Origin of the sequence: Dielma fastidiosa, from assembly GCF_003475485.1 — a bacterium.
In the GTDB taxonomy this organism is placed as follows: Bacteria; Bacillota_I; Bacilli_A; order Erysipelotrichales; family Erysipelotrichaceae; genus Dielma; species Dielma fastidiosa.
This window is the reverse complement of the sequence record NZ_QRQL01000005.1, coordinates 46,804-73,131: the sequence shown is the minus strand read 5'-3', so window position 1 is coordinate 73,131 and position 26,328 is coordinate 46,804. Positions and strand designations below refer to the sequence as shown.

Here is a 26,328-nt window from a genome sequence, read left to right as displayed (position 1 = left end):
CATTATTTGATATTTATTTTTTCAATCAGTTCACCAACCGCTGTTTTCACATCAAAAATCTTCATTGAGAGATTCATCGCTTTGGTATGTAGCTCTTTCTTAAAACGGTCGATCAGCTCATCAAATTCGATAACCTTGAAGCGCTCATAGGATAGGTCATTGAAAATCTGAGTATATTTATCGATGCGCCGTATAAAGAGCGGGTAAATCTGCGGCATCGTATGATTTGTGCGCAGATAGCTCAGACAATCATTAATAAATGCCGCGCGTTTTTCCTTTGACTGCTTCATAAATACATTGTTGATGGCAGCCTCCATCAATTTCGGCATCCGGCTTTTTTGTTTCGCGGAAACAAAACCATGCTGATTTAGCTTATAAGCATAGACTTGATGAGCATGACAAAGCTGCTGAAGATTGCGGTCATCATAGCATGAAGCGATGATTTCCGGTTCCTTCAGATGCATAAAAAAGGCGGATACGACATCATTTTCATTTTCGATCAGATGCAGCTTAGCCAGATAATCCAAATCATCTGCCCGTTGTTTATACGCTGCCAACATATCCGGATTGATTCCCGGCGCGTTAAATGCATATACGCCTTCAATTTGATCAAGCTGCTGCTTTGAACAGAGCAGTGACAGGCTTAAGGCTAGATTGCCGCCCTTGGAGTGACCGAGCAAATAAATACGTTTGCCATGAAAATCCTCCATCTGGAAACGTTTTAATGCCAATAGCTGCTGAGCTGTGACTGAAAGAAAGATATCCAGATTATCCTCCCAATCCTCCCAGCCGCAGCGCTGATATTCCTCATCAAGCATTTCACTGCCGCGGAAGCAGAGGTACACATGATCGTCATCCTCAATTTTCTGCATCACTAAACCGCTTTGCTTGTTGTCATTAAAAACATCAGTAATCATCAGTGACTGATAGCGTTCAAAAGCAAATTGCTGAAGAAATTCAAGCGTCTTCAATGTATACAGATCGGTTCGCTGCTGATCCATATATTTAGGACTGACTAATAATTCATGCGCAAAGTCCGTCACTGACAAGGGTTCCTTAAAGTCCAGTACATCAAAATAACTCAATGAAGAAAGTATCAGAGCGTCTATATCATTAAATTCGAACATCGTACTCCTCCCTTTCTGTTTCTTTGTTGTACAGTATCATATGCAGATGTTCCATTGTGCGTTCACAGGTACTTAAATCCGCAAGCTCAATCGTAATCATCAAGGTTTCCTTTTCACAGATCAGCTGGGCCTGAATCAAAATGGTATGCTGTTCATCATTTAATTGAACACGCATGCCGCGGCAGCGGATTGTCTCATCTTCCCATTCAAACACATCATCGGCATCACTGCGGCTGACAAAGCCTTCCGCGAATTCCTTTAGCTTATGATCAGCGGTATAGCCTGTAATTCTCATTGTTGAAAGCCATTCCTGATTTTGATCACAGCGAGTTAAGATCATCGTATTATGATCAAAGCTGCACGTACAGCGGCCATCCTCAAGAATCAGCCAGCTGCCATAAGGGTAAAGCACTTCCTCTAAACGATAGCCTACCTCATCAAGTCCCATATCCAACGCCGTTTTGATTTTCTCAGGGCGGTTAAGCAGGCCGCAGAGGTGACGGTACTGCTTCATCGGCAGCGGCAGCTTTTGATCCAACGCGTGGGCCTTTTCAATAGCCTCTAAGATATGCTCAGCAACCGATGCCTTGGCTTCACTGCTAATCTCAAAGGTACAGTCATTCCACATACTGTTTAACGCGGAGTTGCGGTAAAAGAACGCATTTTTCTCTAAATCATTCCAGATAAAGAAAGCCTTGGCAGCATCATCCAATGTCTGGTGGGTAAATTCACGGACATTGAGATAGCCCATCGGTGTTATGACGCAGCCGCTTTTGGCTAACGGCAGATAACTCTTATTATCCCACGCATAGGTTGCTTCCTCTTGTTCATCCATCTGCTTCATATTCGTCAGTAAAAGATGCAGATAGCTATAAAAATAATGATCACGCAGACGTTCAAAATCATGATCCTCAAGGTATTCACATTCATCATCAATCAACAGGGCCGTGGCACAGCTATTGACTAATTGATCAAAGAATTCACAGACATAAGCGTGATATCCGGCACCGGCCACACTTGTTGTTGTTTTTAATACGACATAATCCATACGGTATTCAATCTCAATGATTCCCTCAGGACAGACGATGATTTCACCATGCTCCTGATCCTGTTCCAAAAAGAGATGTTCACGCTCACACAAGGTCTTGATGCTTTCCATCACCCTTAATTTATCTTCAGGACTTCTTAAAATCCCTTCACAGCTTACAGTAATTGCCATTTTATCAGCTCCTTTAAACTTCTCTACTATTTTATATTAACAATGAATAAAATACTAGTGGTGATCCCATGAACAAATTTTTTCACATATTCCTGCTGCTGATCTGCACCTTAATTCTGGCTAACGGGGCGGCGATTATTGATGCCAGCGCGCTGGCTGTCACCCTCTGGTTTGAAAAGCTGCTGCCCAGTATGTTTGTCGGCATGGTTTTTGTGCGCTTTATCGTAGCAATCGGTATACTGCCTTGGCTGATGAAACCGATAAGCGTTGGCACCCGCTGGCTTTTAGGACTTGACGGCGGTGCTTTTTCTTTAGTCTTAGTATCTGTATTGCTGGGCTTTCCTGCCTCATCAATGATGATTGATGAAGCCGTCGGCAAGGGTGAACTGACCATTGATCAGGGCCAGCGGCTGATTAATTGCTGCTGCTGTGCCTCATGTTCCTTCATCATTGTTACCGTCGGCACCCTTCTCTACCAATCTTCAGCTATCGGCGTAAGGCTATGGCTGATTCAGATTCTAACCATCCTAACCCTGTTATTTTTCACCCGTAAAACGCCCTGTGAATTCATGGCATCAAATGTTCAGCCTAAATGCTTCAGCTGTTTTGCGCAGGCCGTTTCCGCTTCCATCAATACGATGCTGATCATCGCCGGTTATCTGATGATTACCCTCTCGCTTTGTGCGATTCTTTCACCCTTTTTGCCATCCTTACTCTCCCAGCTGCTTTCCATCATCGCTGAATTTTCCAGCGGCTGTGTAAGGCTTGCGCAAAGCGGCATCCCACCCTTTCAAAAGCTGCTGTTCACCAACATGCTGTTAAGCTTTGGCGGTCTATGCGTCCATCTTCAGATTCTTGGCAGCTGTGAACATTCTAAACTAAGTATTTATCGTTTTATAAGGATGCGTCTGCTGCAAAGTCTGCTGGCTGTTTTTTTCAGCTTATTCCTTCTCTAAAAGATTAAATTAGCATTCGCTTCAGCTAATTTGTGGTATAATAATACCACTGAGGTGATGAATCTGCTTAAAACGATGTTCCCATTCTGGGCTGCAATCCTAGCTAATGTATTAGCCCAAATATTGAAACCTTTTTTTCATTATTTACGAACTCGGGATTTTAATCCCCATTATACGATTGCCTGCGGCGGCTTCCCAAGCAGTCACACATCAACGGTAACCGCCTTAGTCTGTGCCGTTGGAATTGTTGAGGGCATTCATTCCACCTTGTTTGCTGTCACCATGATTTTCGCCCTGATTGTTATTTATGATGCAGTCAATGTCCGATATTATGCCGGTAAAAATATTCAGCTGACAAAGCAGCTGATTGCGGATCTTGAAGAAACCTTTAAACTGAAGCTTGATGATCCGATCTATTTTGAAAAAATGAAACAGGTGCTGGGCCATCGTTATGTCGAAGCACTTGGCGGTCTGCTTTTAGGGATCGCGGTTGCCCTTGTTATGGCAATGCTGAATGGCTTTTTGTAGGAGATGAGAGAAGCATGAAAACTAAAGAAGAAGAAATCATTGACGTTTTAGAAAAAATCCGTCCGTATATCCAGCGTGACGGCGGCGACCTCGAATTTGTAGAGTTTAAAGAGGGTATTGTTTATGTAAGAATGCTGGGTGCCTGCAGTGACTGTCTCGCTTTGGATGACACGATCAAGATGGGTGTAGAAGCCTTGCTGCTTGAAGAAGTAAGCGGTGTAACAGAAGTAAGAATTGTAGAAAATCAGCTTTAACAGCGCAATGCGCTGTTTTTATTTGCAATAAAACGACGCTGCAAGTCAAAAAACATGCTGTTTCAAATTAACGGGTATGCTAAAATATCCTTATAAAAATGAAAGGGGCTATTTATGGATACAGTATTTTCAATACTCGCGGTTTTATTAGGAATATTTTGTTTATATACAGGAATCAAGGGGCTTATAAAATTGGCTAATGCCAAGAATTATATCAGCTGTGAGGCAACCGTCATTGACATTGATGTAACAACCAGTGTCAGTAAGGGACGCCGATATACGCATTATTCACCCATTGTTGCTTATCAAGTTCAAAACGAACATTATGAAGAAAAATATGATCAAAGCAGCTCAACCTGCAAATATCAGGTGGGTGATACAATTGATATCGCCTATAATCCTGCCAAACCTGCTGATTTCATAATCGATGGTGACCGCTCAATTATCTGGAATTCGTTATTAATGTTAGCTATGGGCTGTTTGATGTTCTTTGTGGTAATCAAAATCTGGATGTAGTATGATGAACCTTTTAGTAAGGTTCTTTTTTGTACATAAAAAACAGTCATGAAGACTGTTCATTATTGTGTGAGCGCTGGCAGAAACTGCGGCACATTGCCGTTGATCAGCTGGATAATTACCGGTATTTCTTCCTGCATGATAATTTCATCCTGACTGATGCCGGCAAAAACGTCGGCCTTCACATTCACGCGGATCATGATCTTAAGCAGTGTATTATTGATGCCATAAGCTTCATTGGTGATTTCATAAACACCGTTTACCCGATTGATTACCTTAACCCGAATCTTTATTTTGGGTCCCATATCTGACAGTCCGACCATTTCGGTAAAATAACCCAGCGGTACCTCATCGACGACGCCATTATCAAAATAAACCTGATTGGTGATTGGATCAACTTCCCCCTTTTGTGCCAGCAGCAGGCTTTCATTGATACTCTCTACCGCCTTATAAAGCAGCTGATTCAGCTTCATGCTGTCATAATTGACGCTGATGATCTCTCCCTCCTCATTGGTTTTAACTCGGATCAAATCATCAGGATTAAAATCAAGCACCGAGATGCAGTTATGAATCAGTTTATTTAAAGAGGATTGAACCTCCTGCTTCGCCACCGCGATCATCACCGGTTCCAACAAACGGTTGCATTCGTAAAACGTATAAGACAGCAGCAATATCGCAGCAAGTGAAACCGCTAAAAGCTTATATTTCCATTTGATGCATTTTTTTGATTGCTTCACGGCCGCTCATCCCTGTCTTGATGCCCAGACTCTCCGCTTTTTTATTCACTGACAGCACACAGCTGTCCAAAAGGTGATTAAAGCTTCTGTCTTCCTTCATGATGCAGACACAGGCCCGGCTGCCCTCCAAATAGCTGCGGCTGAAGATCTGACCGCATAAAAAACCATGTGTATTGCTGATAATATAGACCGGATTGGCCGGCAGATCGATTTCAATGCCAATCACATGAAGATCATCGATCTGATAACGTTTGAGATTAACCATACATCCCCTCCTGGTTCAGTCTATGAGATAGAGTAAAAAAAAGAACCGATAAACGGTTCTAAATGCAATTATTTCACACGCTGATAAATATGCTGCTCTGTAATAATCATGTCTGCATCAATGTCATGAGCTTCATTGGTAAACTCAGCTTTTTGACATTCATAGGCCAAGCCCAATTTCCTACAGCTGCACTGTTTCAGATATTTATCATAATACCCCTTGCCCTGACCGATCCGCTGACAGGCTTCATTAAAACCGACAAGCGGCATCACCATGCAGGCCATCGCGCTAGGCTGACATGGCTGATTGTCAGTGGGTTCAAGCAAGCCATAAGATCCTCGCTTTAAATCATTTAAACAACTGATCGGATAGAAGTCCATCGTATCACCATGAACACGCGGACAGTAAACTGCCTTACCCTCACTTAAACACCAAGTAATCAAATCTATTGTTGCGACCTCATTGCCAACTCCGACATAAATTCCCAGTGCGTTCACCTCTGCCAGCAGCGGTTTCGTTTTCTCAACAATCCATGCGGAGGCGGATGAAACAAAAGCTGAAGACAGCGAATTCCGCATTGTCTTCAGCTTTTTTCTTGCTTCCTGTTTATCCAACGGAATTACTCATATCCAGCTTCAGCAGCTGATTTAATTCGACCGCATATTCCATCGGCAGTTCACGGGTAAATGGTTCTAAGAAGCCCATGACGATCATTTCAGTCGCCTGTGACTCAGTTAAACCGCGGCTCATCAAATAAAACAGCTGATCTTCACTGATCTTTGACACGGTCGCTTCATGTTCGATCTGTGAAGTCGCATTCTTACTCACATTGGTTGGCACTGTATCACTGGTTGACAGCTTATCAAGAATCAAGGTATCACATTCAACCTTGCTCTTAGCATTCAGCGCTTTCTCACCATGGCTTACAATACCGCGGTAATTCACCTTACCGCCGTTTCTTGATACTGATTTAGAAATAATATTGCTTGAAGTATTCGGCGCCAGATGAATCATTTTCGCGCCGGCATCCTGCAGCTGATTCGCACCGGCTACCGCAATCGACACCGTCATGCCGCGGGCCCCTTCCTCAGCTAATACGCAGGCTGGGTATTTCATATTCAGGCAGGAACCGATATTCCCGTCAATCCATTCCATTGACGCATTTTCATAACAGATTGCCCGCTTAGTTACCAAATTGATAATATTATCCGACCAGTTTTGAACCGTCGAATAACGGCATCGCGCATTTTTATGTACGAAGATTTCAACAACCGCTGCATGCAGGGAATCCTTAGAATAATTCGGTGCCGTACAGCCCTCTACATAATGCACATCCGCTCCTTCATCAACAATGATCAGCGTTCGTTCAAACTGTCCCATCCGCTCAGAATTGATACGGAAATAAGACTGAAGCGGTTTTTCAAGCTTTACGCCCTTAGGAACATAGATAAAGCTGCCGCCGGACCATACACAGCTGTTTAAGGCTGCGAATTTATTATCCGCATAGCTGATCAGCTTGCCGAAATATTTCTTTAATAATTCAGGCTGTTCACGCAAAGCGGTATCCGTGTCATAAAACAGAACGCCTTTTTCTTCAACTTCGGCCAGCATGTTATGATAAACGACCTCAGATTCATACTGCGTGGATACACCTGCCAAAAACTTCTGTTCAGCCTCTGGGATACCGAGACGATCAAAGGTATTTTTAATCGTTTCCGGTACTTCATCCCAAGAGCTTTCTTGTTTTTCACTAGCTTTAATGTAATAAGTATAATCATCAAAATCAATCCCGCTAAGATCTGGTCCCCATGACGGCAGCGGCATTTTCACAAACTGATCATACGCCTTTAAACGATAATCAAGCATCCATTCAGGTTCATTCTTTTTCCTTGAAATGGCTTCAACTACCTCACGAGAAAGTCCCTTACCAGTATTGTAGACACTTACATCCTCATCATGAAAGCCATACTTGTAATCCTCAACCTGAGGAATATTTTCTTCACTCATCACTTAGCCTCGCTTTCATGGATCATTTCTTCAATCGCCTTCCAGCCGATCGTCGCGCATTTAATGCGGTTCGCCTGTTTGCCGACTGTATGCAAAGCCACTGCTTCCTGAAGCAGCTCTTCATCATACTCCTTTTGATCAATCATATTGTGATAATTTTCAATAATCACCTTTGCTTCTTCAATTGTCTTGCCGCTTAAAAGCTCACTCATCATTGATGTAGAAGCTGTGGCAATCGTACACGCGACACCGTCAAAACGGATATCTTCAATGATTCCGTTATTGATTTTAGATTCCACAACAATGTCATCGATGCATGAATCAGAAGCCATGTGGCGCTTCATATAAGCCGGATCATTACTCAGCTTATGATTGCGCGGATATTCATAATGGTCCATCAGAATCTGTCTGAGCACCATTGGATCATTCATATAGTCAGACATAAACACCCTTCTTTCTAAAAGAAAACATTCAGGCAGTTTTCAATGGTCGCACTCCTGCACACTTCAATAAAACGATCCACTTCTTCAATCGTATTATAGAAATAAAAGCTGGCACGGATCGTAGCACCGGTACCTAAACGATGCAGCAAGAGCTTGGCACAATGCTGGCCTGCCCGTACAGCAATACCCTGTGTATTAAAATAAGTAGCGGAATCCTGAGCAAAGATATCCTTGACATTAAAGGTAATAATACCGCCGTCCGCATGCTTATTATAGAGAATAATATTATCCAGCTTACTTAATTTATCAATCGCATATTCATGAAGCATCTTCTCATAGGCATGAATTTCTTCCATGCCGATCGCGCTCAGATAATCAATGGCTGCATTTAAACCAAGCACCGCTTCAATTGCCGGGGTTCCTGATTCAAATTTATACGGCGCATCCTTTAATAAAATATTACCGCATAAATCAAAACGGGCATTGTTGCCGCCGCCCAGCATAAATGGATCGGTCATCTGAAGCAGATCAAATTTACCATACAGCACACCGATACCGGTTGGACCGCACATCTTATGACCTGAGAAGGCGAGGAAATCACAATCGATTTCTCTGACATCTACCGGCATATGCGGAATACTTTGCGCGGCATCCATAATGACGATAGCGCCATGCTCATGAGCAATCTTACAAATTTCCTTCATCGGCACTTCAAAACCGAGCACATTGGTAACCTGGGCAATCGCCACTACCTTGACACCCTCATGCATCGCCTTCTTGAAGTTTTCAACCGTTAAGCGGCCCTCTTCATCTAACTCGATATATTCAATCACGGATTTTGTCTCTTCAGCACACTTCATCCATGGCAGAATATTACTGGCATGTTCAGCTTCACAGCTTAAAATCACATCGCCTTCCTTCATGTACTTGCGCCCCCAGCCATAAGCGACAAGGTTCAGCGAAGCACTGGCGCCGGAAGTAAATACGATTTCACGCGCATCGGCATTAATGAATTTCGCAACAGCTTTACGGCAGTTTTCATATTCCGTATCAACCTGATAGCTCAGTTCATAATCACCGCGGTGACAGTTTACACTCAAATCGGTATAATAATGCGTTACTGCATCAATGACACACTGCGGCTTAAAGGTTGTAGCGGCATTATCGATATATATCAGATCATGTCCCTGCATCTTCTTGCCGTTAAGCATTGGAAAATCTTTTCTTATCGCTTCTACATTAAGCATTCTAATCCCGCCTTTGCATTAATTTTTTCTGTTAATTCATCATGAATGCGCTCAATATCAAGCCCATCGGCAATCGGCAGCAGATAACCAATCATAATCAGTCCCATCGCCTGTGTGCGGGTAAGCCCGCGGGTCTGCAGATAATACAGCTGATTTTCATCAGGCTGACCAATCGTATTCGCATGCGATGCCTGAACATCATTCTCATCAATCAAAAGCTGCGGAGTGACAGAGGATACCTGATGATCTGACAAGGTAAGCACGCGGCTGGTCTGATGGCTTTCACTGCCATAGGCGCCTTTTTCAATCTTGCCGACAGCTACCATATGATAATCACCATGCTCCCTGACAACAGCATAATTTTCAATCATGCCGCTAGTATGGGGGGCCTGATGAACACAATTAAAGTCAAAATTTTTCTTTGTGCTGGTCATTACCGCGCTTTTCAGCAGCGCGCTGGCACCTTCGCCAATCAGCTTCACATTCAATGCCACATCAGCAGCACCATCACTCATTTCACCCTCGATAAACTCAAATCGGGCATCACGCTCAACATTGGCGCGCACTTGAAGATCAAAGCTCTCACATTCATTCCATATCAAAAGCTTCAGCTGACCGCCTTCAAGCACATCAATGACTAAATCAGCGCTTGATAAACCTTCAGCCTTCAGATAAAGTGAGGCCTCGGCATGCTTCTCAACCACCAGATGAATCGCTTCATCACCCATCACCATCAGGTCAAGATGCTCACTGCCGACGCGCAGCGGTTCTTTATCCATACTCATACTATGCACCCTTTTTAACTTGTGCTGCACAAGCACCTAATGAAATTTTACCAGTCTTTACTGTTTCACTCTCTTCGCTGACTTTAACACCATATTCTTTTTCGATCCAATCATAACCCTCGGTATCGATTTTCTCTACTAATTCAGGTCCGCCGCTGACCACAATGCGGCCATCAACCAAAACATGAGCATGCGTTGGCTTCAGCAGATTATAGAAACGGGCATAATGGGATACGACCATCATTCCCATCCCTGATTCCGCGCGCACATCATTAATCGCATCAGCAACGATCTTCAGCGCATCGACATCAAGACCGCTGTCAATCTCATCAAGCATCGCAAAGCTTGGCTTCAGCATCTTCATCTGTACGATTTCATTGCGCTTCTTTTCACCGCCGGAAAAGCCTTCATTTAAGAAACGGTGAGCAAGATCCGGTTTCATCTGCAGATCCTTGATCGTACCCTCCATTTCACGGATAAAGCTAAACAGCGGAATCGGTTTTTCACGGCGCGCATTCATTGCGGCGCGCAGGAAATCAGAATTTGTAACACCGGCAACCTCCTGCGGGTACTGCATTCCTAAAAACAATCCTGCCCGGCTGCGTTCATCAACACTCATGCTTAAGACATCCTGTCCTTCAAAAGTGATGCTGCCGCCTGTCACTGTAAATTTAGGATTGCCCATCACCGCTGCCAGCAATGTGGACTTACCATTACCATTAGGACCCATCAGCGCGTGAATCTCATTTTTATCTATATTTAGGCTTAAGCCTTTTAAAATTTCCTTGCCGTCGATTTCAACGGTTAAATCTTTAATTTCTAGTTGTGACATAACATTCTTCCTTTCTGTATTATGTTACCATTTTTTAAGCATGCAAACAATTTTAACGATTATTTTTTTACTGTTTATCCTTATATATTATAACGCGCCCCCTGAATCACAAACCATGTACTATTATAACGGACTCATTGCGTTATTTCTATCACAAACTGATAAATTATTCAACTTTCGTGTTTATTAATTGAAGAATAAGTGAAGAATTATGGTAAATTATCTGAACAGACCTGATTAAATTGCTTTTTAAACGCATTTATTCTATAATAAAGCAGATAGTCAATTAGGAGGTTATTATGATTGATAAATTAAAGGAAAACTGGTTTGTTGTCCTTGTCGCTGTGTTATTGTTCACTGCCTGCGGGTATTTCGTCTATGACATGAACAAGGATAAACTGCCAGGGAAAAAGGCCGACGGTAAAGACGTTGTTGCCGAACTGGCCGGCACAAATATTTTCGCCGATGATTTATATGACGATTTATACGGAGCCGTTGATTCTGAATCCTCATTGGGTACTTCAATGCTCTACATGTATTTTGAAAGAGCGGTTGCTGATGAAGCGGTGCCAATGACATCTGAACTTAAATCACAGATTTCAGCTCAGGTATCCGGAGTAAGACAGAATTATCAAGCTTATTACGGCGATCAGTGGGAAACATACCTGCTGCAGGGCTTACAGGCTTCAGGCTATACAAGTATTGATGATCTTGAAGCATACTTCACTCATTACTTAAAGCTTCAGACATTAAAGCATGAAAATTACGATGCTAACCTTGATTCATTATTCTCTAAGATTCATGAAGAAAAGAAATCAAGAACGGTATCACATATCTTAGTTAAGATGACTGATCCGGATAATCCAACTGAAGAAGAACAGAAAAAGATGGATGATATCGATGCGGCTTTAGCGTCCGGTACGGATTTCGCGGAAGTTGCAAAGCAATACTCTGATGACTCTACGGCTTCTGCCGGCGGTGCGTTGGGTTATGTTGACAGTGATACTTCATTTGTTACAGCCTTTAAGGAAGCTGCCTTAAGCCAAGAAAAAGGTACAGTCGGCGACTGGGTTCAGACGGAATATGGAAGACATAAAATTTTAGTAACAGAAACTGATAAAGCTGCTTTAGAAGCTGATGAATCAATTCGTGAATCACTCTATACAGCCATTGATTCTTATTACCCGGAAATGGGTGCGAAGATCGTTTGGGATAAAGCACAGGAATTGAATGTTACTTTCTCTGATCCAAAAATTGAAGAAGCTTTAAAAGCTTATATGAACATTACGGAATAGGAGGCCAGACATGAAAAAATTACTATGCGTATGTGCGGCTGCCCTGCTGTTTACAGTCAGCGGATGCAGTGACGCGACAACAAGTGTGACTGATGGTTCAACGGCTTTAATTACTGTTGGCAATACTAAAATCACTAAAGAAAATGTATATACAGGCCTGAAAACACAGGGAGCTGTTAATTCAATCATCAATATGGTGACACAGATCATCTGCGATAATGAAATTCCTTTAACCGATGAAATCAAAGCTGAAGCTCAGTCAACCATGGACAGCTTCAAAGGCTATGTCGGTGAAGAAAACTGGGATGCCTTCATTAAGGGCAACGGTTATGCTTCAGAAGAAGATTACTTTAATCAGCGTGTGGTATTAGCTGCCCGCGCAGGTCATATCACTGAGAAATATCTTGAAGAAGATTGGTCAAATGTGATTTCTGTTTATAAGCCAAGACAAGTACAAATCTTTACTACTGATGATGAAGAAGTAGCAAATAAAGCATTAGAAGCCATCAAGGGCGGCAAAGAAGTTGCTGAGGTGGTGGAAGAAATGGGCGGTATTACCGAGAATTACAACGGTTCTACACAGACGCTTTCATCAGAAAGCGGCCTGCCTACCAATGTATGGGGCAATATCACTAAGGTTACGGAAAACAACACCGTACTTGATGAGGTTCAGTACAGTCTTGATCTGACTACTTATTATGTAGTTAAGGTAATCGCGACAAATCCTGAAGATTTCAAGGAAACAGCGATTAAGGGACTGGCTTCAAGTACGACACTTCAAAATGAGGGCTTTGCTTATTATCTTAAGAAGTATAATTTCAATATTTATGATATTGATATCTACAACGCATTTAAAACTCAAGCTCCTCAGTATTTAGTACAATAAGCTCATGCAGATAAGGCAACTTATCTGCTTTTTATATGCCTGAATAATAAAGTTTCATCAAGGCTTGACTTTCCTATGGCTTCCCGCTAAACTAATAACAGTTTGAAGGGGGTTCCACAATGAAAAAAAGAGAAAAATTCTCTTCACGTTTTGGTTTTATTTTAATCAGTGCCGGCTGTGCAATCGGCCTTGGCAATGTATGGCGTTTTCCTTATATAACCGGTAAATACGGCGGTGCGGCCTTTGTGCTGCTTTATCTGTTTTTCCTGTTGATTCTCGGTCTGCCGATCATGGTTATGGAATTCGCGGTTGGCCGCGCTTCACAGAAAAGTGTGGCGGGCAGCTTTGAGGTCTTAGAACCCAAGGGCAGCAAATGGCATCTGTATAAATATTTTGCGCTCAGCGGCAATTATCTGCTGATGATGTTTTATACAACGATTGCCGGCTGGATGCTGATTTACTTTTTTAAAACATTAACCGGTGGTTTTGCGGGTCTGAATATTGAACAGGTAGCCGCCGTCTATGATGCCACTACTTCTGATCCATGGCTCAGTGCGGCAGCCATGCTGTTTGTGGTTGCCTTAGGAATGTTTATCGTATCCCGCGGTCTGCGAAACGGCGTTGAAAAGGTCAGCAAGTTCATGATGAGCGCCTTGCTGCTGATTATGGTGCTGCTGGCAATTCGTTCATTAACCCTGCCAAATGCGATGGCCGGTTTAGCTTTCTATCTGAAGCCGGATTTTGGCAAGCTGTTTGAATACAATCTGTCAGAGGTGATCTTCGCGGCCATGGGTCAGGCTTTTTTCACATTAAGTCTGGGTATCGGCGCATTGGCTATCTTTGGCAGCTACATAGATAAAGAACGCTCATTGCTTGGTGAAAGCATCAGCATTACCTTGCTGGATACCTTCGTCGCCTTAGTTTCCGGACTGATCATCTTCCCTGCCTGCTTCGCTTTCGGTGTGAATCCAGACAGCGGTTTTGGTTTGATCTTTGTCACCCTGCCGAATATTTTTAATAATATGCCGCTGGGACAATTATGGGGCGGATTGTTTTTTATCTTCCTATTCTTTGCCGCTTTGACTACAATCATTGCTGTCTTTGAAAACATTGTCTCTTGTTTTACTGATTTATTTAATTGGTCACGCAAAAAATCCGTGCTGATCAATATGATTGGCATCATGATTTTATCGATGCCATGTCTTTTAGGATTCAGTGTTTGGAGCCACATTCAGCCGCTTTTCGGAGGCAGTATTATGGGGCTTGAAGATTTCCTGATTTCAAATAACCTGCTGCCGCTGGGCTCCTTGTTATACCTGATGTTTTGTGTCAGCCGCTATGGCTGGGGCTGGCAGAATTTCCTCGCGGAAGCCAATACCGGCAAAGGTTTGAAATTCCCTGCTGTTTTTCATTTCTATTTGAAATGGATTCTGCCGCTGATTGTTTTATTTATATTCATTCAGGGCTATCTCCCATATTTTAAATAAACCAGATTTTTCTGGTTTTTTTTATCTCAGCAAGCCAAACATGCCAAGCACTAACAGATGCAGCGGATAAAAGGCATACATGCCTAACTGCATGGTTTTGGATATGCTGCCTTTTTGACCATTATAAAAGCAAATAGGTATCAAAAGGCCAAGGTAATTGCCAAAGATGTTCAGTATCACAGTCGGGACCATCCGCGCGTCAGTTTCAGTAAACAGCAGCATAAATAAGCGATATCTTGACAAAATGACAATGGGTATAAAGAGCAGCGCCTGCAGCCACCGTTTTTGATCCTTGAGGAAATAAAACGCAAAGAGGATCAGAATATAACCGTATTTTCCTTCCATATGCAGGCTGGTCGCCAGCAGACAGGCAGTAATAATGCTTATTATAGCCAACAGATATTGACGGCGCTGAAGCAGTGTATCTGTAAGCCATATCGCGATTAAGCCCAGGCTTAAAGTAAAAAGGATGTTTAAATCTATTTCAGAGATTAAAGCAGCAGCACCATAGGTATGCATTTCAGCCATATTAAATAAAATATAGGGCACTTGGGCCAATAAGGCGGTAATCGCAACCCGTTGTATATAACGCTTTTTATCATGCGTATGAAAGAAACCGTCAACGATACAAAATAAGAAGATCGGCGCGGCCAGCCGGCCAATATAATTCAATAATCTAAATAGCTGATCTATCAGCGCTTCCTGTCCCATTTCATAGAGCCAGTCCCATAAGGGTGCCAGTAATAACTGAATCGGTAAAATACGATCTAAATGATCATAAAACATACATAGACATGCGATAATTTTTAATTGTTTCTTATTCATAGAATCCCTCCGCGCAATAAAAATACCATTGAAATCTTTCAATGGTACCTTTAATTCTCTTACGATTCTCTGACATTATTTAAACCATGATTGCCTCATTTTCAATCATTAAAGTGTGGGTAAAGAGATAGAAAGCACATAACAGCAATAAATCATTCAGTGCTTCACATTCCATCTGGATGTTGCCATAGGCATCCATTTTTTTAATACAGCCGATTTGATGCTGCTGATCATTGATCTGCCAGCTTGTATCGCTGTTCAGATGCAGACTGTAATGCCGATTCTGCCGCTGATCCTCAACGTTTAGATCATGAAAGCTGCGCTCGTAAAGCTTCACCTCTGAATTACCGTTGGCTTCACCCTTTACGATATGCTCCTTACTGCCCTGCTCATCGACAGTAAGCAACAAAGCGGAATTGCTGCCGGCTCGTTCAAAGGAGCTGATATACGTTTTCTGCTGCTCGATAAGCAGGATATTCTGGTTAGGATTCATCACATGGGAGCTGATCTGGCAGACTTCCTTGCCGGTTTCATCATAAACATGTTTCCCCAAGAATGAATTTTTGATTATAAGCTTCATTTCCTGATCCCCTTTCCTGTTATAAAAACATATAAGCCAGACAGCCGATAAGACCCGCTCCGCTCATGACCCATACCGGATCGGCCTTAAATTTATGCAGGATGAGCAGTGAGGCGGCAAACAGCACTACTGAGATCCAGTCGGTCGATGCGAATGAAATTGGATTGCTGTTCCAGAATGCTAAAACGATAATCGATAAGCCCGCGGATGCGATCATTGCCACAACAGCTGGCCGCAAGCCGGTCAATACACCCTGCATCACGCTTAAATTACGGTATTTATAATAGATATAAGCCAAGGTAAGAACGATGATGATCGAGGGGGTCACACAGCCGATGGTCGCAATAATCGCTCCCGGCAGACCTGCAATGCGTGTTCCTACGAAGGTAGCGCTGTTGATGGCAATCGGCCCTGGCGTCATCTGTGAGATCGTCACAACATCACCGAATTCAATCATTGATAACCAGCCGTTAAGTTCCACAACCTGATGCTGGATGATCGGCATTGCCGCATAACCGCCGCCAATACTGAACAAACCGATCTGAAAGAAACTCCAAAATAATTTAAGCAGCATCATGCTGAACACCTCCCTTTGACCGTTTAGTGAGCAGCACATTCAGCGCGCCGATCACACCGCAGATCAAAATAATCAAAATCACATTTACATTTAGGATTGCCGCCGCGATAAATGCCGCAATCAAAATGATGACCGGCTGCAGCCGATGCTCCTTCAAAATATCCAAGGTCATCGTTAATACAACATCCGTAATGACCGCCGCAACACCTGCCTGCATGCCTCTTAACACATAGCCGACAATCAGCGAATCTCTGAATGCAGTATAGAATAATGAAATAACTGACAGAATGATCAGCGGCGGCAGCACTGTACCCAGCACAGTGATCAAAGCACCTCTGAAGCCATCAAGACGATAACCGATCAGAATCGAAGCATTAACCGCGATTGCACCTGGCGATGACTGCGCGATGGCTGTCAGATCCAGCATTTCCTGCTCATCAATCCAGCTCAGCTCCTCCACAAATTTCTTACGCATTAATGGTATAATGACAAACCCGCCGCCAAAGGTAAACGCGCTTAGGCTAAAGGTTGAACTAAATAACTTCCAATAAAACTTTTTATCTTTTTCCATCTCTTATCCCTCCTGCCCTTATTCTATGACTTGCCATTCTATAAGTAAAATAATATAATATTATAATAAGTATATTATTTTTATTATGGAGGAACTTATGACACTTAGACATCTTAGAATTTTTGTCACAGTTGTGGATCAGGGAAGCGCGACAGCCGCCGCCAATGTGCTTTATCTTGCTCAGCCAGCAGTCAGCCTAGCCATTAGGGAATTAGAAGAATATTATGGCATCAAGCTCTTTGACCGCATCGGCAATCGCCTTCATCTTACCGAAGCCGGCAAGATTTTTTATTCCTACGCGGCTCATATCATCACAACCTTTGAAGAAATGGAAAACGGTTTGCGCAACTGGGATGAAATCGGCAGACTGCGGATCGGCTCAAGCATTACGATCGGCAACAAAATGCTGCCGGAGCTGATTCATGACTTTTCATTAATCTATCCGAAAATAGATGTCAAGGTACTGATTGAAAGCTCCGATGTCATTGAAGAAAAGCTGCTGCGCAGTGAACTTGATTTTGCGCTGATTGAAGGTGTGACACATTCAATGGATCTGATCACCCATAGCTTTGCCGATGATGAATTAGCGGTTGTCTGTTCCAGCCTGCACCCCTTTGCGTCAAAAAAAGTCATCACCGGCGATGACTTCGTAAAAGAGAGAATCTTATTAAGAGAAAGAGGCAGCGGTACCCGTGAATTATTTGACAGTGTAATGGAAATCCACGGCTATGCATGCATCCCAGCCTGGGAAAGTACAAGCACCCGTGCCCTGCTCAGCGCTGTAGTTGAAAATCTAGGCATCGCCGTAGTACCTAAACGTTTAATTGAGATTGAACGTACCAGTCAGCTGATTGAATGTATCCATATTGAAAATATTGAATTTAAACGAAATTTTAATATCGTCTATCATAAAAATAAATATTTATCTAAAAGTATTAAGGAATTCATGAAATTATGCGATGATGCTGAAAAATAAAATACTCATAATAAAAACGCCTTTATGGCGTTTCTTTACTATTTGGCGGAGACGGTGGGATTCGAACCCACGGACGGGGTAACCGTCAAACGATTTCGAGTCGTTCTCGTTATGACCACTTCGATACGTCTCCAAAATGAATCCTGAATTATTTCAGGATTTTCACAAGCTCATCAAGATCCTGCTTTTCAGATTCATTAAATTGAATCACAACAGCGTCATTCACACTGTAACGCGGGATGATGTGAAAATGCAGATGGTTAACCGTCTGACCGGCAGCCTCATGTGTATTGTTTAATACGTTGACACCCTGAGCATTTAATCTTTCACTGATCCGCACCGCCAGCATTTTAACAACTTGTATCAGATGCGCTAACGTTTCATCATCGCATTCAAGCAAATTATCATAATGCTTTTTAGGAACTACCAGCGTATGCCCCTTTGTGACCTGGCTCAAATCAAGGAAAGCCATGACCTGATCATCTTCATAGATACATGAAGAAGGAATTTCTTTATTTATGATACTGCAGAAGATGCACATAACGATATCCTCCCTAAAATTTGACTCTTATAGTTTATCACTTTTTTAGTTTTTTGAACAGTATTAAAACGTACCTGACTCAGTAATTTTGACTCGATATTTACGATAAAAAATTTTTTAATTTTCTATGAGCAAACTACTATTCAGTCAATCAAAAATACGTTATACTAAACCCGTAAAAAGAAAGAGGTAAGAAATTATGGCTAAATTCGTATGTCAAGTATGTGGTTATGTTTATGAAGGAGATGCGGCTCCAGAGTTCTGTCCATTATGCAAGGCGCCTGCTTCTAAGTTCACAAAGCAGGAAGAAGGCGAAATGGCTTGGGCAGATCAGCACGTAGTAGGTGTTGCCCAGGGAGTTTCTGAAGATATCCTGAAGGATCTCAGAATGAACTTTGAAGGTGAATGCTCTGAAGTAGGTATGTATCTTGCAATGGCTCGTGTCGCTCATCGTGAAGGTTATCCTGAAATTGGTATGTATTATGAAAAAGCGGCTTGGGAAGAAGCTGAACATGCTGCAAAGTTTGCTGAATTATTAGGTGAAGTTGTTACAAATTCAACAAAGAAAAACCTTGAGCTGCGTGTGGCTGCTGAAAATGGCGCATGCGCTGGCAAGAAGGATCTGGCTACACGCGCTAAACAAGCAAATCTTGATGCAATCCATGATACTGTACATGAAATGGCTAAGGATGAAGCTAGACATGGCTGCGCATTTGCCGGCTTATTGAAACGTTATTTCGGTGAATAATTAATTATTATAATAGAGCTTATGAAAACAGGTGCACTTCATTCAGTGTATCTGTTTTTATTTTGCGCTCGATTGGATAAATTCAGTAATGATTGCAGCGCTTTGAGCCTGCTGTTCTTCAGCGCTGATGCTCGCTTCACCATCGCCTGCCTGAATGCCGTAACAGCCAAACTGTGCGTGATTGCCGCCCTTTATAACAGTAATCGTGCCGCTTGTCAGCTGATTGCGGTTCAGCACACCATCTTCACTGCCGTAAATCACTAAGGCTTGCTCGTCCGGAAGATCACCGTAAACATACGCGCCTAATAAAATTACCCCTTCGATTTTATCCATATGCTCAGCCGCATAGGCGCTTGCCATCGCACCGCCCAGGGAGTGACCGGCCATATACCAATGCTTGATCTGTGACAGCTCAGCCAAGACATCATCAGCCGCGTTTGGATTCAAAAACGCCAGATGAAGCGGCATTTTAATTAAGACACAGGTGATTCCCGCCTGCTGAAGCTTGCTTAAAAGCGGAAGATAAGCAGTCTCCTCTACCTTAGCACCCGGATAAAAGATAAGACCAGCCGCTGAATCTGCCGCTAATACCGTATAATCATCATAAACCTCGATATGATCCGCCATGCTGAAAACAGATACCACCTGCTCCTGCGCATGATAATAATCTTTTGTGTAAAAATAAAAAGCGCTGCTCAAAAGCACCAGCAAAGCAAGAGCTGATCCAGCTGCCCGTTTAACCCATCGTTTCATCCTATCTTCCTTCCTTTATGCACTATTATTGCACGGTTTGCCAATTCATTCAAAGGGTATTTATTTATGTGCTTAAAAGCCTCCCGGATAACCGGAAGGCAAATTTTACAGATCAGCGAGTTTTTCAGCAAGCAGCTCCGACATTTTAGCGCCAACCATTAAAAGTCCCGCTTTCTTTGTATGCAGCATAAGCTGAATACGCGCGCCTGCGTTTAATGGATAATAGGTACGGCGGCTAAACATCATTGGTGTATTCGCGCTAAGCTGCTGCACCGACATTGAATTCAGCAGCAAAACACCATCAGCATAGACTGATACCCTGCACTCCATATCCCCGCCAGCCGCTAAGCAAAGCGTATAATCAAGCGCATAGATGCCTGCTTCTTTGAGAATCAGCGTTCCCGGCATCAAGCTGAAGCCGCTTTCCGCATCTAAAACACCGGATTCAAAAGCAATGCTGTGATGTGAGGGTGACTGGCCGTCAAAATATAGTGCCTGTTCTTCATTCGCTTCAGTAAACTGAAGCAAATAAGCAGAATGATTAAACATCCCTCCATATACCGTAATAGGAAATCCCCGGCAATTGTGTATTTTCATTGATTGTCCACCTTTCCGAAACATTTTGTTTCTGCGCTATATTATGCGCACAGCATCTAAGCAAGGCATGACAACAACCCGAATCTAAACCTTGTTGGTTAATAAGTGCTATAATAGAAGCATTGAAAGGATGAATCTTATGCTTTATCAATTAACAAATCAACTGCATGAAATTGATATAAATCAAATTGAACCGAATACCCGATTAATTGCCTGTTTTACCCATCAGCAGGCATTAGATGTCAAACTGCCAATTGATCTTACCACCCTCATCGCCCAGCCGCTTTCCCGTTTCTGTAAGGCTGAAGTCCATGCTGACTGCATGATTGCCGCTTTCAGTATTCCGGATACCACGTTCCATAAAAAGAAGCAGTTTCTTTTAGGCATCTGGAATGAAATGCTGGTCTTTATCGATGATACCCATACCGCTGAAGCAATCTTAAAAACACTGGCTGAAACAAGACAATGGAAAGAACCCCAGCTGGGCCGGCTTGTTTATGATTTTCTGGAAATGCTTGTTTTGGATCATCCGCAGAAACTGGAAACCTTGGAGAATCAGATTGCCGGTTTGGAAGAAGATGTCTTTAAAGGTACTCTGAATCGCTTCAATCATCAAATGATCGCCATCCGCAAAGAAGTGACGGCACTCTCGCATACATATCGTCAGCTTGATGATCTGACGATGGAGCTGATTGAAAATGAAAATGATTTCTTTAATGATCATGAGCTGCGATTTCTAAAGCTATTCAGTAACCGCATCAACCGTCTGCGGGAAGAAACACTCACACTGCGGGAATATTCAATGCAGGTGCGTGAAGTCTATCAGGCACAGCTAGATCTGCGTCAGAATGAAATTATGAAAGTTCTGACAGTGATTACCGCCATCTTTATGCCCTTAACCTTAATTGCTGGCTGGTATGGCATGAATTTCATCAATATGCCTGAGCTTACTTGGCAGTATGGATATCCAATGATTATTTTATGCAGTATCCTGATCATTCTTTTCTGTATCTGGCTGTTTAAGAAAAAACGATTCTTATAAGAACGCTGTTGAAACATTCAGCGTTTTTTCATTTTCAGACGAAAAAAAATCCGGCTTTGAACCGGATTCGCTGTTTATAGGGTGTCTGTCCCATGGGGAGGGACAGACTTCATGTTCTAAACCCCTAAAGAACATGAATGGGTGGGGAATGAGCTATTAAGCTCAGTTATTATTATAGCATCATCCTTCTAAATTGGCTAGTATAATTTAACTGATATTTTATTTTTTTCATTAATTTTACCTAATAGTGATAATGTCCGCTGAAATCACAAACAGCAGTCTGCAATTCCCCCTTATTTCACAGTGTCTGCAATCCTATAAATCATCAACCAAAGCGCCTGATTTCGCATAGGCTGTTGATTTAGCTTCAAAGAAATCGGTTTTAATCATATTCGCATTAGCATATTGAGATACCCATGCCATAGAAGCCGGTTCACTGTCATAGCCATCATAAAGCTTGCCAAAACCAAGTCCCAGGCTGCGCAGATTCCCCAGGTAATAAATATATTCCTCAATCATTTTTAAAGACAGACCCTCAATCTTATCACCAAGCACATAAGCTCCCCAGCGAATTTCTTCCTCAACACCCTGAGCCAGCATCGCTTTATAAACCGCCACATACTCATCAGTAAACAGCTGCGGTTCTTCTTTTTTCAGTTCCAGCAGAATCGAGCGAAACAGCCATAAGTGAGTGTTTTCATCACGGTTGATATATCGAATCTCCTGAGCGGACCCTGGCATCTTGCCATTACGGCCAAGATTATAGAAAAACATAAAGCCTGAGTAGAAATAAATGCCTTCCAAAATATAATTGGCAATCAATGTTTTTACTAACTGGAAGCTAGTCTTTTTCGCTTGGAATTCATTATACAAGTCACCGATAAAATGATTGCGGGCTAAAAGAATCGGATCATCCTTCCATTGATATAAAATCGAATCACGTTCAGCCGGTGAACAAATAGTATCCAGCATATAACTGTAGCTCTGGGAATGCACCGCTTCCTGAAAAGCCTGAATCGTCAGGCAGAGATTTACCTCACTGGCTGTAATATATTCAGAAACACAAGGCAGATTAGCGGTTTGAATACTGTCAAGGAAGATTAAAAAGGAAAGAATCTTATCATAAGCTGTTCGTTCCTCATTGCTTAAACGATGATAATCCTTTACATCCTGACTCAGATTAATTTCTTCAGGTATCCAGAAATTATTCATCGCTTGACGGTACCAGTCGGATACCCATTGATATTTCATATTATTAAAATCATTCAGATTGGTTGTATTACCGTTAATCATCCGTTTCTTTAAAACATCAGTATCACCAAATTCATTAAACAACGCTTTCTTATTTACGGTTTCCATCTTGTCCTCCTATGCCGCGCATACTTCGCATTCTTCTACTTCCAGTGATTTAGAACGAATATAATAAACGCTCTTTACACCATTTTCCCATGCTTTAATATATAAATTCAGCACCTGTCTAAATGTATAATCATTTGTGATATACAGATTTAAAGACTGACTTTGATCAATATGGCGCTGACGGATACCAGCGGCTTTAACCACCCATTCCTGATTGATCGTATGCGCGCTTTGATAAATCCACCATGTTTTCATATTCAGATCCGGTGCTACGCGGGCGATGATGCTGCCTTTCTTTTCTTCAAGGAAGAAACGATTCATAATCGGATCGACAGCCGCGCTTGTACCGGCAATAATTGAAGTCGAGCTGGTTGGCGCAATTGCCAGCAAATAACCATTGCGCAGCCCTGATTGATGAACACGCGCACTTAGCTGCTGCCACTTTTCATCCTGATAACCACGATCGGTAAAGTAATTTCCATTCTCCCATTCAGAACCGCTGAAATAAGCATAACAGCCCTTTTCTGCCGCTAGCTCACAGCTGGCTTCAATCGCATAATAGTTGATTTGTTCATACACCTGATCCATAAACCGCAGGTGTTCTTCACTTTCCCAGCGAATGCCTTCCTTTGCCAGCAGATGATGATAACCGCTGGTCCCTAAACCGATTGGACGATAACGCTGATTGGTAACCTTGGCATATGGAATCGGATAGAAATTCAAATCGATAACATTATCCAATGCGCGGACAATGATGCTGATAATCTTACGCAGTTCCTCCTGATCATGAACATTAATATTGCCCAGCACCAAAGATGCCAGATTGCACACGACAAAATCACCCGGCTTCGTCTTTGTCACAATGACCGTCTCTCCGTCAATTTCTTCTATTGTTTTTGACACACTCTCGATCGCGCTCATATTCTGAGCGATTTCGCTGCAAAGATTTGATGAATAAATCATTCCCGCATGCTTATTAGGATTCATGCGATTAACATGATCGCGGTTAAAGGCAAACGGTGTACCGGTTTCAATCGCTGACTTAAGAATCAGACGTACCAAATCTTTCAATAGGATTGCCTGCTTGCTGATACGTTCGTCATGGATACAGTCAAAATAACGCTTTTCCCATTCCTCACCATAATAATCTTCAAGCGCATAGCCTTTGATCATTAAGATTTCATGCGGACACATCAAATACCATTGCTGATTCAGATCCTCACGGGCCATTTTCCAAAACAGATCCGGATAGCAGACAGCCGGAAAGACATCATGAGCCTTTTTGCGGTCATCACCGTTGTTAGTACGCAGCTGCAGAAAATCAAGGATATCCTTGTGCCATACATCAAGATAAACCGCTACAGAGCCTTGCCGCACACCAAGCTGATCCACTGCCACCGCGGTATCATTGGCCAGCTTGATCCATCGTGCCACACCGCCGGCTACACCTTTGAAACCGCGGATATCAGATCCGACCGCGCGAACCTTGCCAAAATACAAGCCCATGCCGCCGCCGAATTTTGAAATCTGCGCGAAATTGTCAATGCTGCGGTAAATTCCTTCTAAAGAATCCGGTACAGTATCGATGAAGCAGCTTGAAAGCTGAAAATACGGTTTGCGGGAGTTTGACATCGTCGGTGTTGCCATTGTTACTTTTAAAGTGCTTAATACCTCGTACAGCTCAATGACCTTATGCAGACGGTCTTCCTTCTCATTCATATTCAAATGCATCGCGATTCCCATAAACATTTCCTGCGGCTTCTCTAAAACCTGATGATCCTTATCCGCGATCAAATATCGTTTAATAACCAGATCAAGACCGCTGTAAGTAAACAGCTTTGTATGCTCTTCCTTTAACGCCGCCGCTAATTCATCAATTTCCTGCTTGCTGTATGCTTCAAGAATATAACGGCCGTATAATTCCTGTTCTGTTAAATAGACCAGCTTATCATAGAAGCTGTGAATATTCAGGGCAGCCATTCTCTCCTCAATCATATGATTATTCTGAAAGTTCAGTAAACGGCCGGCAATAAATTCCCACTGCGGAGCTTCAGCGCTGACGCACTCAACGGCAGATCGTATCAAGCTCTTAAGACGCTGATCCATATCCATTTCCGGCTTATAGAAAGTCTGATACTTTGCCAGCATCAGATCAAGTGCCAATGCCTTGCCATAATCCTTATGGATTCCCTTTAATACCGGCCGCAGTCCGGCCAGCGGCAAAGAGGCAGCAAGCTCATCGACGATGCGGCGGTTTTTAGCCTGCTGATCCCGATAAAGAATAAAGCTTTTTGCCTGCTTATAAAAGCCATGCTTCATCATGCTTACTTCCACAAGATCCTGAATCTGTTCTACTTTAATATCATCAGGATTCTCAACCAGCTGCTGTTCAATTTCCTGAAGCATCACCTTCAGCTGTTCAGCTTCTATACAGCTTTGTGTGTTTTCAAACGCCAGTTTAATTACCCGGGCAATTTTATTTGATTCATATGTTTCTTTAGTTCCATCACGTTTTGTTATTTGCATCTCTATATCCTTTTCCTTACTTGCATTAGCATAACAAAAAAAAGCAAAGATTTCATTTACTTTGCTTTTAATAACTTCTTCACAATTAGCATGTTTCAAGATAACACTTATATGCAAATAAATCACGCTGATAAATCAGCTTCTGAATCGACTGTTTATCAGGCGCTGACAGTTCCTTCAGCACTTCCTCTTCACTTAAGAAAACTAAACCGTGAATCAGCTGCTTTTCTTCTTCAGTATAAGCGCAGGGGCGGCTTTGCCGAATCAGCCTGACCGCATAGAAGTGAGAAATCGTCCGGCGCTGAATCAGATTGTAAGTATCCTCAATCACACATAATGGCCGTAAAATCTCCCCTTCCCAGCCGCTCTCCTCAAGCAGCTCGCGCTGAATTGCCTGGGCGTGGCTTTCATTAACCTCAATGCCGCCGCCCAGTGTTTCAAGATGACGCAGACAGCCAAAAATATCATCTCTTTTTATTTCCAGAAAAGCATAGCGGTCATGATATACCGCAATCATCCGCACGGTTTCCCGCACATGGGTGATATCACTTTTCGCAAAAACATCGTCAGTAAATCGCTTCCTGATCATCACGCACCTCCTAATCAAAAAGACACATAGTATAAATCTGCTTGCAGATATTACGTTTTG

General features: G+C 42.6%; 30 protein-coding genes and 1 tRNA gene. 10 read left to right on the top strand and 21 right to left on the bottom strand.

The genetic code is table 11. The annotated features are described in order from the left end of the window. Nucleotides 1-2: 2 nt before the first annotated feature. Nucleotides 3-1,127, bottom strand: a complete 1,125-nt coding sequence (locus DWZ33_RS11520) for an Mbeg1-like protein (protein WP_118454912.1) — start codon at nucleotides 1,125-1,127, stop codon at nucleotides 3-5. Then, complete coding sequence (locus DWZ33_RS11515; protein WP_118454911.1) at nucleotides 1,114-2,346, bottom strand: hypothetical protein; 1,233 nt, start codon at nucleotides 2,344-2,346, stop codon at nucleotides 1,114-1,116. Before DWZ33_RS11515 ends, DWZ33_RS11520 begins: the two co-directional genes overlap by 14 nt. A 68-nt stretch (nucleotides 2,347-2,414) precedes the next feature. On the opposite strand from DWZ33_RS11515, the gene DWZ33_RS11510 reads away from it, so the two are divergent. From DWZ33_RS11510 to DWZ33_RS11495, 4 genes are all read left to right on the top strand, one after another. After that, complete coding sequence (locus DWZ33_RS11510; protein WP_118454910.1) at nucleotides 2,415-3,302, top strand: hypothetical protein; 888 nt, start codon at nucleotides 2,415-2,417, stop codon at nucleotides 3,300-3,302. A 57-nt stretch (nucleotides 3,303-3,359) separates the two neighbouring features. Further along, nucleotides 3,360-3,830 (top strand): divergent PAP2 family protein, encoded by a 471-nt coding sequence (locus DWZ33_RS11505; protein WP_022938398.1) that lies wholly within the window; start codon nucleotides 3,360-3,362, stop codon nucleotides 3,828-3,830. A 14-nt stretch (nucleotides 3,831-3,844) separates the two neighbouring features. Next, nucleotides 3,845-4,084: a NifU family protein gene (locus DWZ33_RS11500; protein WP_022938399.1), complete on the top strand. Its 240-nt coding sequence runs from the start codon at nucleotides 3,845-3,847 to the stop codon at nucleotides 4,082-4,084. 114 nt (nucleotides 4,085-4,198) lie between these two features. Beyond that, complete coding sequence (locus tag DWZ33_RS11495; RefSeq protein ID WP_118454909.1) at nucleotides 4,199-4,600, top strand: DUF3592 domain-containing protein; 402 nt, start codon at nucleotides 4,199-4,201, stop codon at nucleotides 4,598-4,600. A 62-nt stretch (nucleotides 4,601-4,662) separates the two neighbouring features. On the opposite strand, the gene yunB is transcribed toward DWZ33_RS11495, so the two are convergent. The 8 genes from yunB to sufC form a co-directional block, all read right to left on the bottom strand. Then, on the bottom strand, nucleotides 4,663-5,337 hold the full coding sequence (yunB, locus tag DWZ33_RS11490; protein ID WP_118454908.1) for a sporulation protein YunB: 675 nt from the start codon (nucleotides 5,335-5,337) through the stop codon (nucleotides 4,663-4,665). After that, entirely contained in the window at nucleotides 5,300-5,602 is a 303-nt protein-coding gene (locus DWZ33_RS11485) for a DUF1805 domain-containing protein (protein WP_022938402.1), read from the bottom strand. The genes yunB and DWZ33_RS11485 overlap by 38 nt, the downstream gene beginning before the upstream one ends. A 68-nt stretch (nucleotides 5,603-5,670) precedes the next feature. Next, nucleotides 5,671-6,216: a 5-formyltetrahydrofolate cyclo-ligase gene (locus DWZ33_RS11480; RefSeq protein WP_118454907.1), complete on the bottom strand. Its 546-nt coding sequence runs from the start codon at nucleotides 6,214-6,216 to the stop codon at nucleotides 5,671-5,673. Next, nucleotides 6,209-7,609 (bottom strand): Fe-S cluster assembly protein SufB, encoded by a 1,401-nt coding sequence (gene sufB / locus DWZ33_RS11475; RefSeq protein WP_022938404.1) that lies wholly within the window; start codon nucleotides 7,607-7,609, stop codon nucleotides 6,209-6,211. Before sufB ends, DWZ33_RS11480 begins: the two co-directional genes overlap by 8 nt. Further along, nucleotides 7,609-8,052: a Fe-S cluster assembly sulfur transfer protein SufU gene (sufU, locus tag DWZ33_RS11470; protein ID WP_118454906.1), complete on the bottom strand. Its 444-nt coding sequence runs from the start codon at nucleotides 8,050-8,052 to the stop codon at nucleotides 7,609-7,611. The genes sufB and sufU overlap by 1 nt, the downstream gene beginning before the upstream one ends. A gap of 14 nt (nucleotides 8,053-8,066) precedes the next feature. After that, a complete protein-coding gene (locus DWZ33_RS11465) occupies nucleotides 8,067-9,299 on the bottom strand; it encodes an aminotransferase class V-fold PLP-dependent enzyme (protein ID WP_022938406.1) in 1,233 nt (410 codons plus the stop codon). Beyond that, nucleotides 9,287-10,084, bottom strand: coding sequence for a SufB/SufD family protein (locus DWZ33_RS11460; RefSeq protein WP_022938407.1), 798 nt, complete (start codon nucleotides 10,082-10,084; stop codon nucleotides 9,287-9,289). The genes DWZ33_RS11465 and DWZ33_RS11460 overlap by 13 nt, the downstream gene beginning before the upstream one ends. A 1-nt stretch (nucleotide 10,085) precedes the next feature. Further along, nucleotides 10,086-10,916 carry a Fe-S cluster assembly ATPase SufC gene (sufC, locus tag DWZ33_RS11455; protein ID WP_022938408.1) on the bottom strand — a complete coding sequence of 277 codons (831 nt, stop codon included), beginning with the start codon at nucleotides 10,914-10,916 and terminating at the stop codon, nucleotides 10,086-10,088. 299 nt (nucleotides 10,917-11,215) lie between these two features. Between sufC and DWZ33_RS11450 the strand changes: the two genes are divergently transcribed. From DWZ33_RS11450 to DWZ33_RS11440, 3 genes are all read left to right on the top strand, one after another. Beyond that, a complete protein-coding gene (locus DWZ33_RS11450) occupies nucleotides 11,216-12,211 on the top strand; it encodes a peptidylprolyl isomerase (protein WP_022938409.1) in 996 nt (331 codons plus the stop codon). A gap of 10 nt (nucleotides 12,212-12,221) precedes the next feature. Continuing rightward, nucleotides 12,222-13,097, top strand: coding sequence for a peptidylprolyl isomerase (locus DWZ33_RS11445; protein ID WP_022938410.1), 876 nt, complete (start codon nucleotides 12,222-12,224; stop codon nucleotides 13,095-13,097). A 119-nt stretch (nucleotides 13,098-13,216) separates the two neighbouring features. Continuing rightward, nucleotides 13,217-14,584 carry a sodium-dependent transporter gene (locus DWZ33_RS11440; RefSeq protein WP_118454905.1) on the top strand — a complete coding sequence of 456 codons (1,368 nt, stop codon included), beginning with the start codon at nucleotides 13,217-13,219 and terminating at the stop codon, nucleotides 14,582-14,584. Nucleotides 14,585-14,605: 21 nt separating this feature from the next. On the opposite strand, the gene DWZ33_RS11435 is transcribed toward DWZ33_RS11440, so the two are convergent. The 4 genes from DWZ33_RS11435 to DWZ33_RS11420 form a co-directional block, all read right to left on the bottom strand. Then, nucleotides 14,606-15,409 (bottom strand): TraX family protein, encoded by an 804-nt coding sequence (locus tag DWZ33_RS11435; RefSeq protein ID WP_118454904.1) that lies wholly within the window; start codon nucleotides 15,407-15,409, stop codon nucleotides 14,606-14,608. 79 nt (nucleotides 15,410-15,488) lie between these two features. Beyond that, entirely contained in the window at nucleotides 15,489-15,989 is a 501-nt protein-coding gene (locus DWZ33_RS11430; protein ID WP_118454903.1) for a hypothetical protein, read from the bottom strand. Nucleotides 15,990-16,008: 19 nt separating this feature from the next. Next, nucleotides 16,009-16,566 (bottom strand): chromate transporter, encoded by a 558-nt coding sequence (locus tag DWZ33_RS11425; protein WP_118454902.1) that lies wholly within the window; start codon nucleotides 16,564-16,566, stop codon nucleotides 16,009-16,011. Further along, nucleotides 16,553-17,137, bottom strand: coding sequence for a chromate transporter (locus DWZ33_RS11420; RefSeq protein ID WP_118454901.1), 585 nt, complete (start codon nucleotides 17,135-17,137; stop codon nucleotides 16,553-16,555). Before DWZ33_RS11420 ends, DWZ33_RS11425 begins: the two co-directional genes overlap by 14 nt. Before the next feature lie 97 nt (nucleotides 17,138-17,234). On the opposite strand from DWZ33_RS11420, the gene DWZ33_RS11415 reads away from it, so the two are divergent. Next, a complete protein-coding gene (locus DWZ33_RS11415) occupies nucleotides 17,235-18,113 on the top strand; it encodes a LysR family transcriptional regulator (RefSeq protein ID WP_182425669.1) in 879 nt (292 codons plus the stop codon). Nucleotides 18,114-18,156: 43 nt separating this feature from the next. Here DWZ33_RS11415 and DWZ33_RS11410 read toward each other — a convergent pair. Next, a tRNA-Ser gene (locus tag DWZ33_RS11410) sits at nucleotides 18,157-18,246 on the bottom strand. Nucleotides 18,247-18,261: 15 nt separating this feature from the next. Beyond that, entirely contained in the window at nucleotides 18,262-18,654 is a 393-nt protein-coding gene (locus DWZ33_RS11405) for an HIT family protein (protein ID WP_118454899.1), read from the bottom strand. 199 nt (nucleotides 18,655-18,853) lie between these two features. On the opposite strand from DWZ33_RS11405, the gene DWZ33_RS11400 reads away from it, so the two are divergent. Continuing rightward, nucleotides 18,854-19,402, top strand: a complete 549-nt coding sequence (locus DWZ33_RS11400) for an NADH peroxidase (RefSeq protein WP_022938418.1) — start codon at nucleotides 18,854-18,856, stop codon at nucleotides 19,400-19,402. Nucleotides 19,403-19,459: 57 nt separating this feature from the next. Here DWZ33_RS11400 and DWZ33_RS11395 read toward each other — a convergent pair whose 3' ends face one another. After that, on the bottom strand, nucleotides 19,460-20,155 hold the full coding sequence (locus DWZ33_RS11395; RefSeq protein ID WP_118454898.1) for an alpha/beta fold hydrolase: 696 nt from the start codon (nucleotides 20,153-20,155) through the stop codon (nucleotides 19,460-19,462). A 105-nt stretch (nucleotides 20,156-20,260) separates the two neighbouring features. Next, a complete protein-coding gene (locus tag DWZ33_RS11390; RefSeq protein WP_118454897.1) occupies nucleotides 20,261-20,752 on the bottom strand; it encodes a hypothetical protein in 492 nt (163 codons plus the stop codon). A gap of 139 nt (nucleotides 20,753-20,891) precedes the next feature. On the opposite strand from DWZ33_RS11390, the gene DWZ33_RS11385 reads away from it, so the two are divergent. Continuing rightward, a complete protein-coding gene (locus DWZ33_RS11385; protein ID WP_022938421.1) occupies nucleotides 20,892-21,794 on the top strand; it encodes a magnesium transporter CorA family protein in 903 nt (300 codons plus the stop codon). A 315-nt stretch (nucleotides 21,795-22,109) separates the two neighbouring features. On the opposite strand, the gene DWZ33_RS11380 is transcribed toward DWZ33_RS11385, so the two are convergent. The 3 genes from DWZ33_RS11380 to DWZ33_RS11370 all read right to left on the bottom strand — a co-directional run bounded on the left by DWZ33_RS11380 (nucleotide 22,110) and on the right by DWZ33_RS11370 (nucleotide 26,268). Next, nucleotides 22,110-23,153: a ribonucleotide-diphosphate reductase subunit beta gene (locus DWZ33_RS11380; RefSeq protein ID WP_118454896.1), complete on the bottom strand. Its 1,044-nt coding sequence runs from the start codon at nucleotides 23,151-23,153 to the stop codon at nucleotides 22,110-22,112. A gap of 9 nt (nucleotides 23,154-23,162) precedes the next feature. Further along, a complete protein-coding gene (locus DWZ33_RS11375) occupies nucleotides 23,163-25,679 on the bottom strand; it encodes a ribonucleoside-diphosphate reductase subunit alpha (RefSeq protein ID WP_118455008.1) in 2,517 nt (838 codons plus the stop codon). An 85-nt stretch (nucleotides 25,680-25,764) separates the two neighbouring features. Beyond that, nucleotides 25,765-26,268: an NUDIX domain-containing protein gene (locus tag DWZ33_RS11370; RefSeq protein WP_118454895.1), complete on the bottom strand. Its 504-nt coding sequence runs from the start codon at nucleotides 26,266-26,268 to the stop codon at nucleotides 25,765-25,767. Nucleotides 26,269-26,328: the final 60 nt, after the last annotated feature.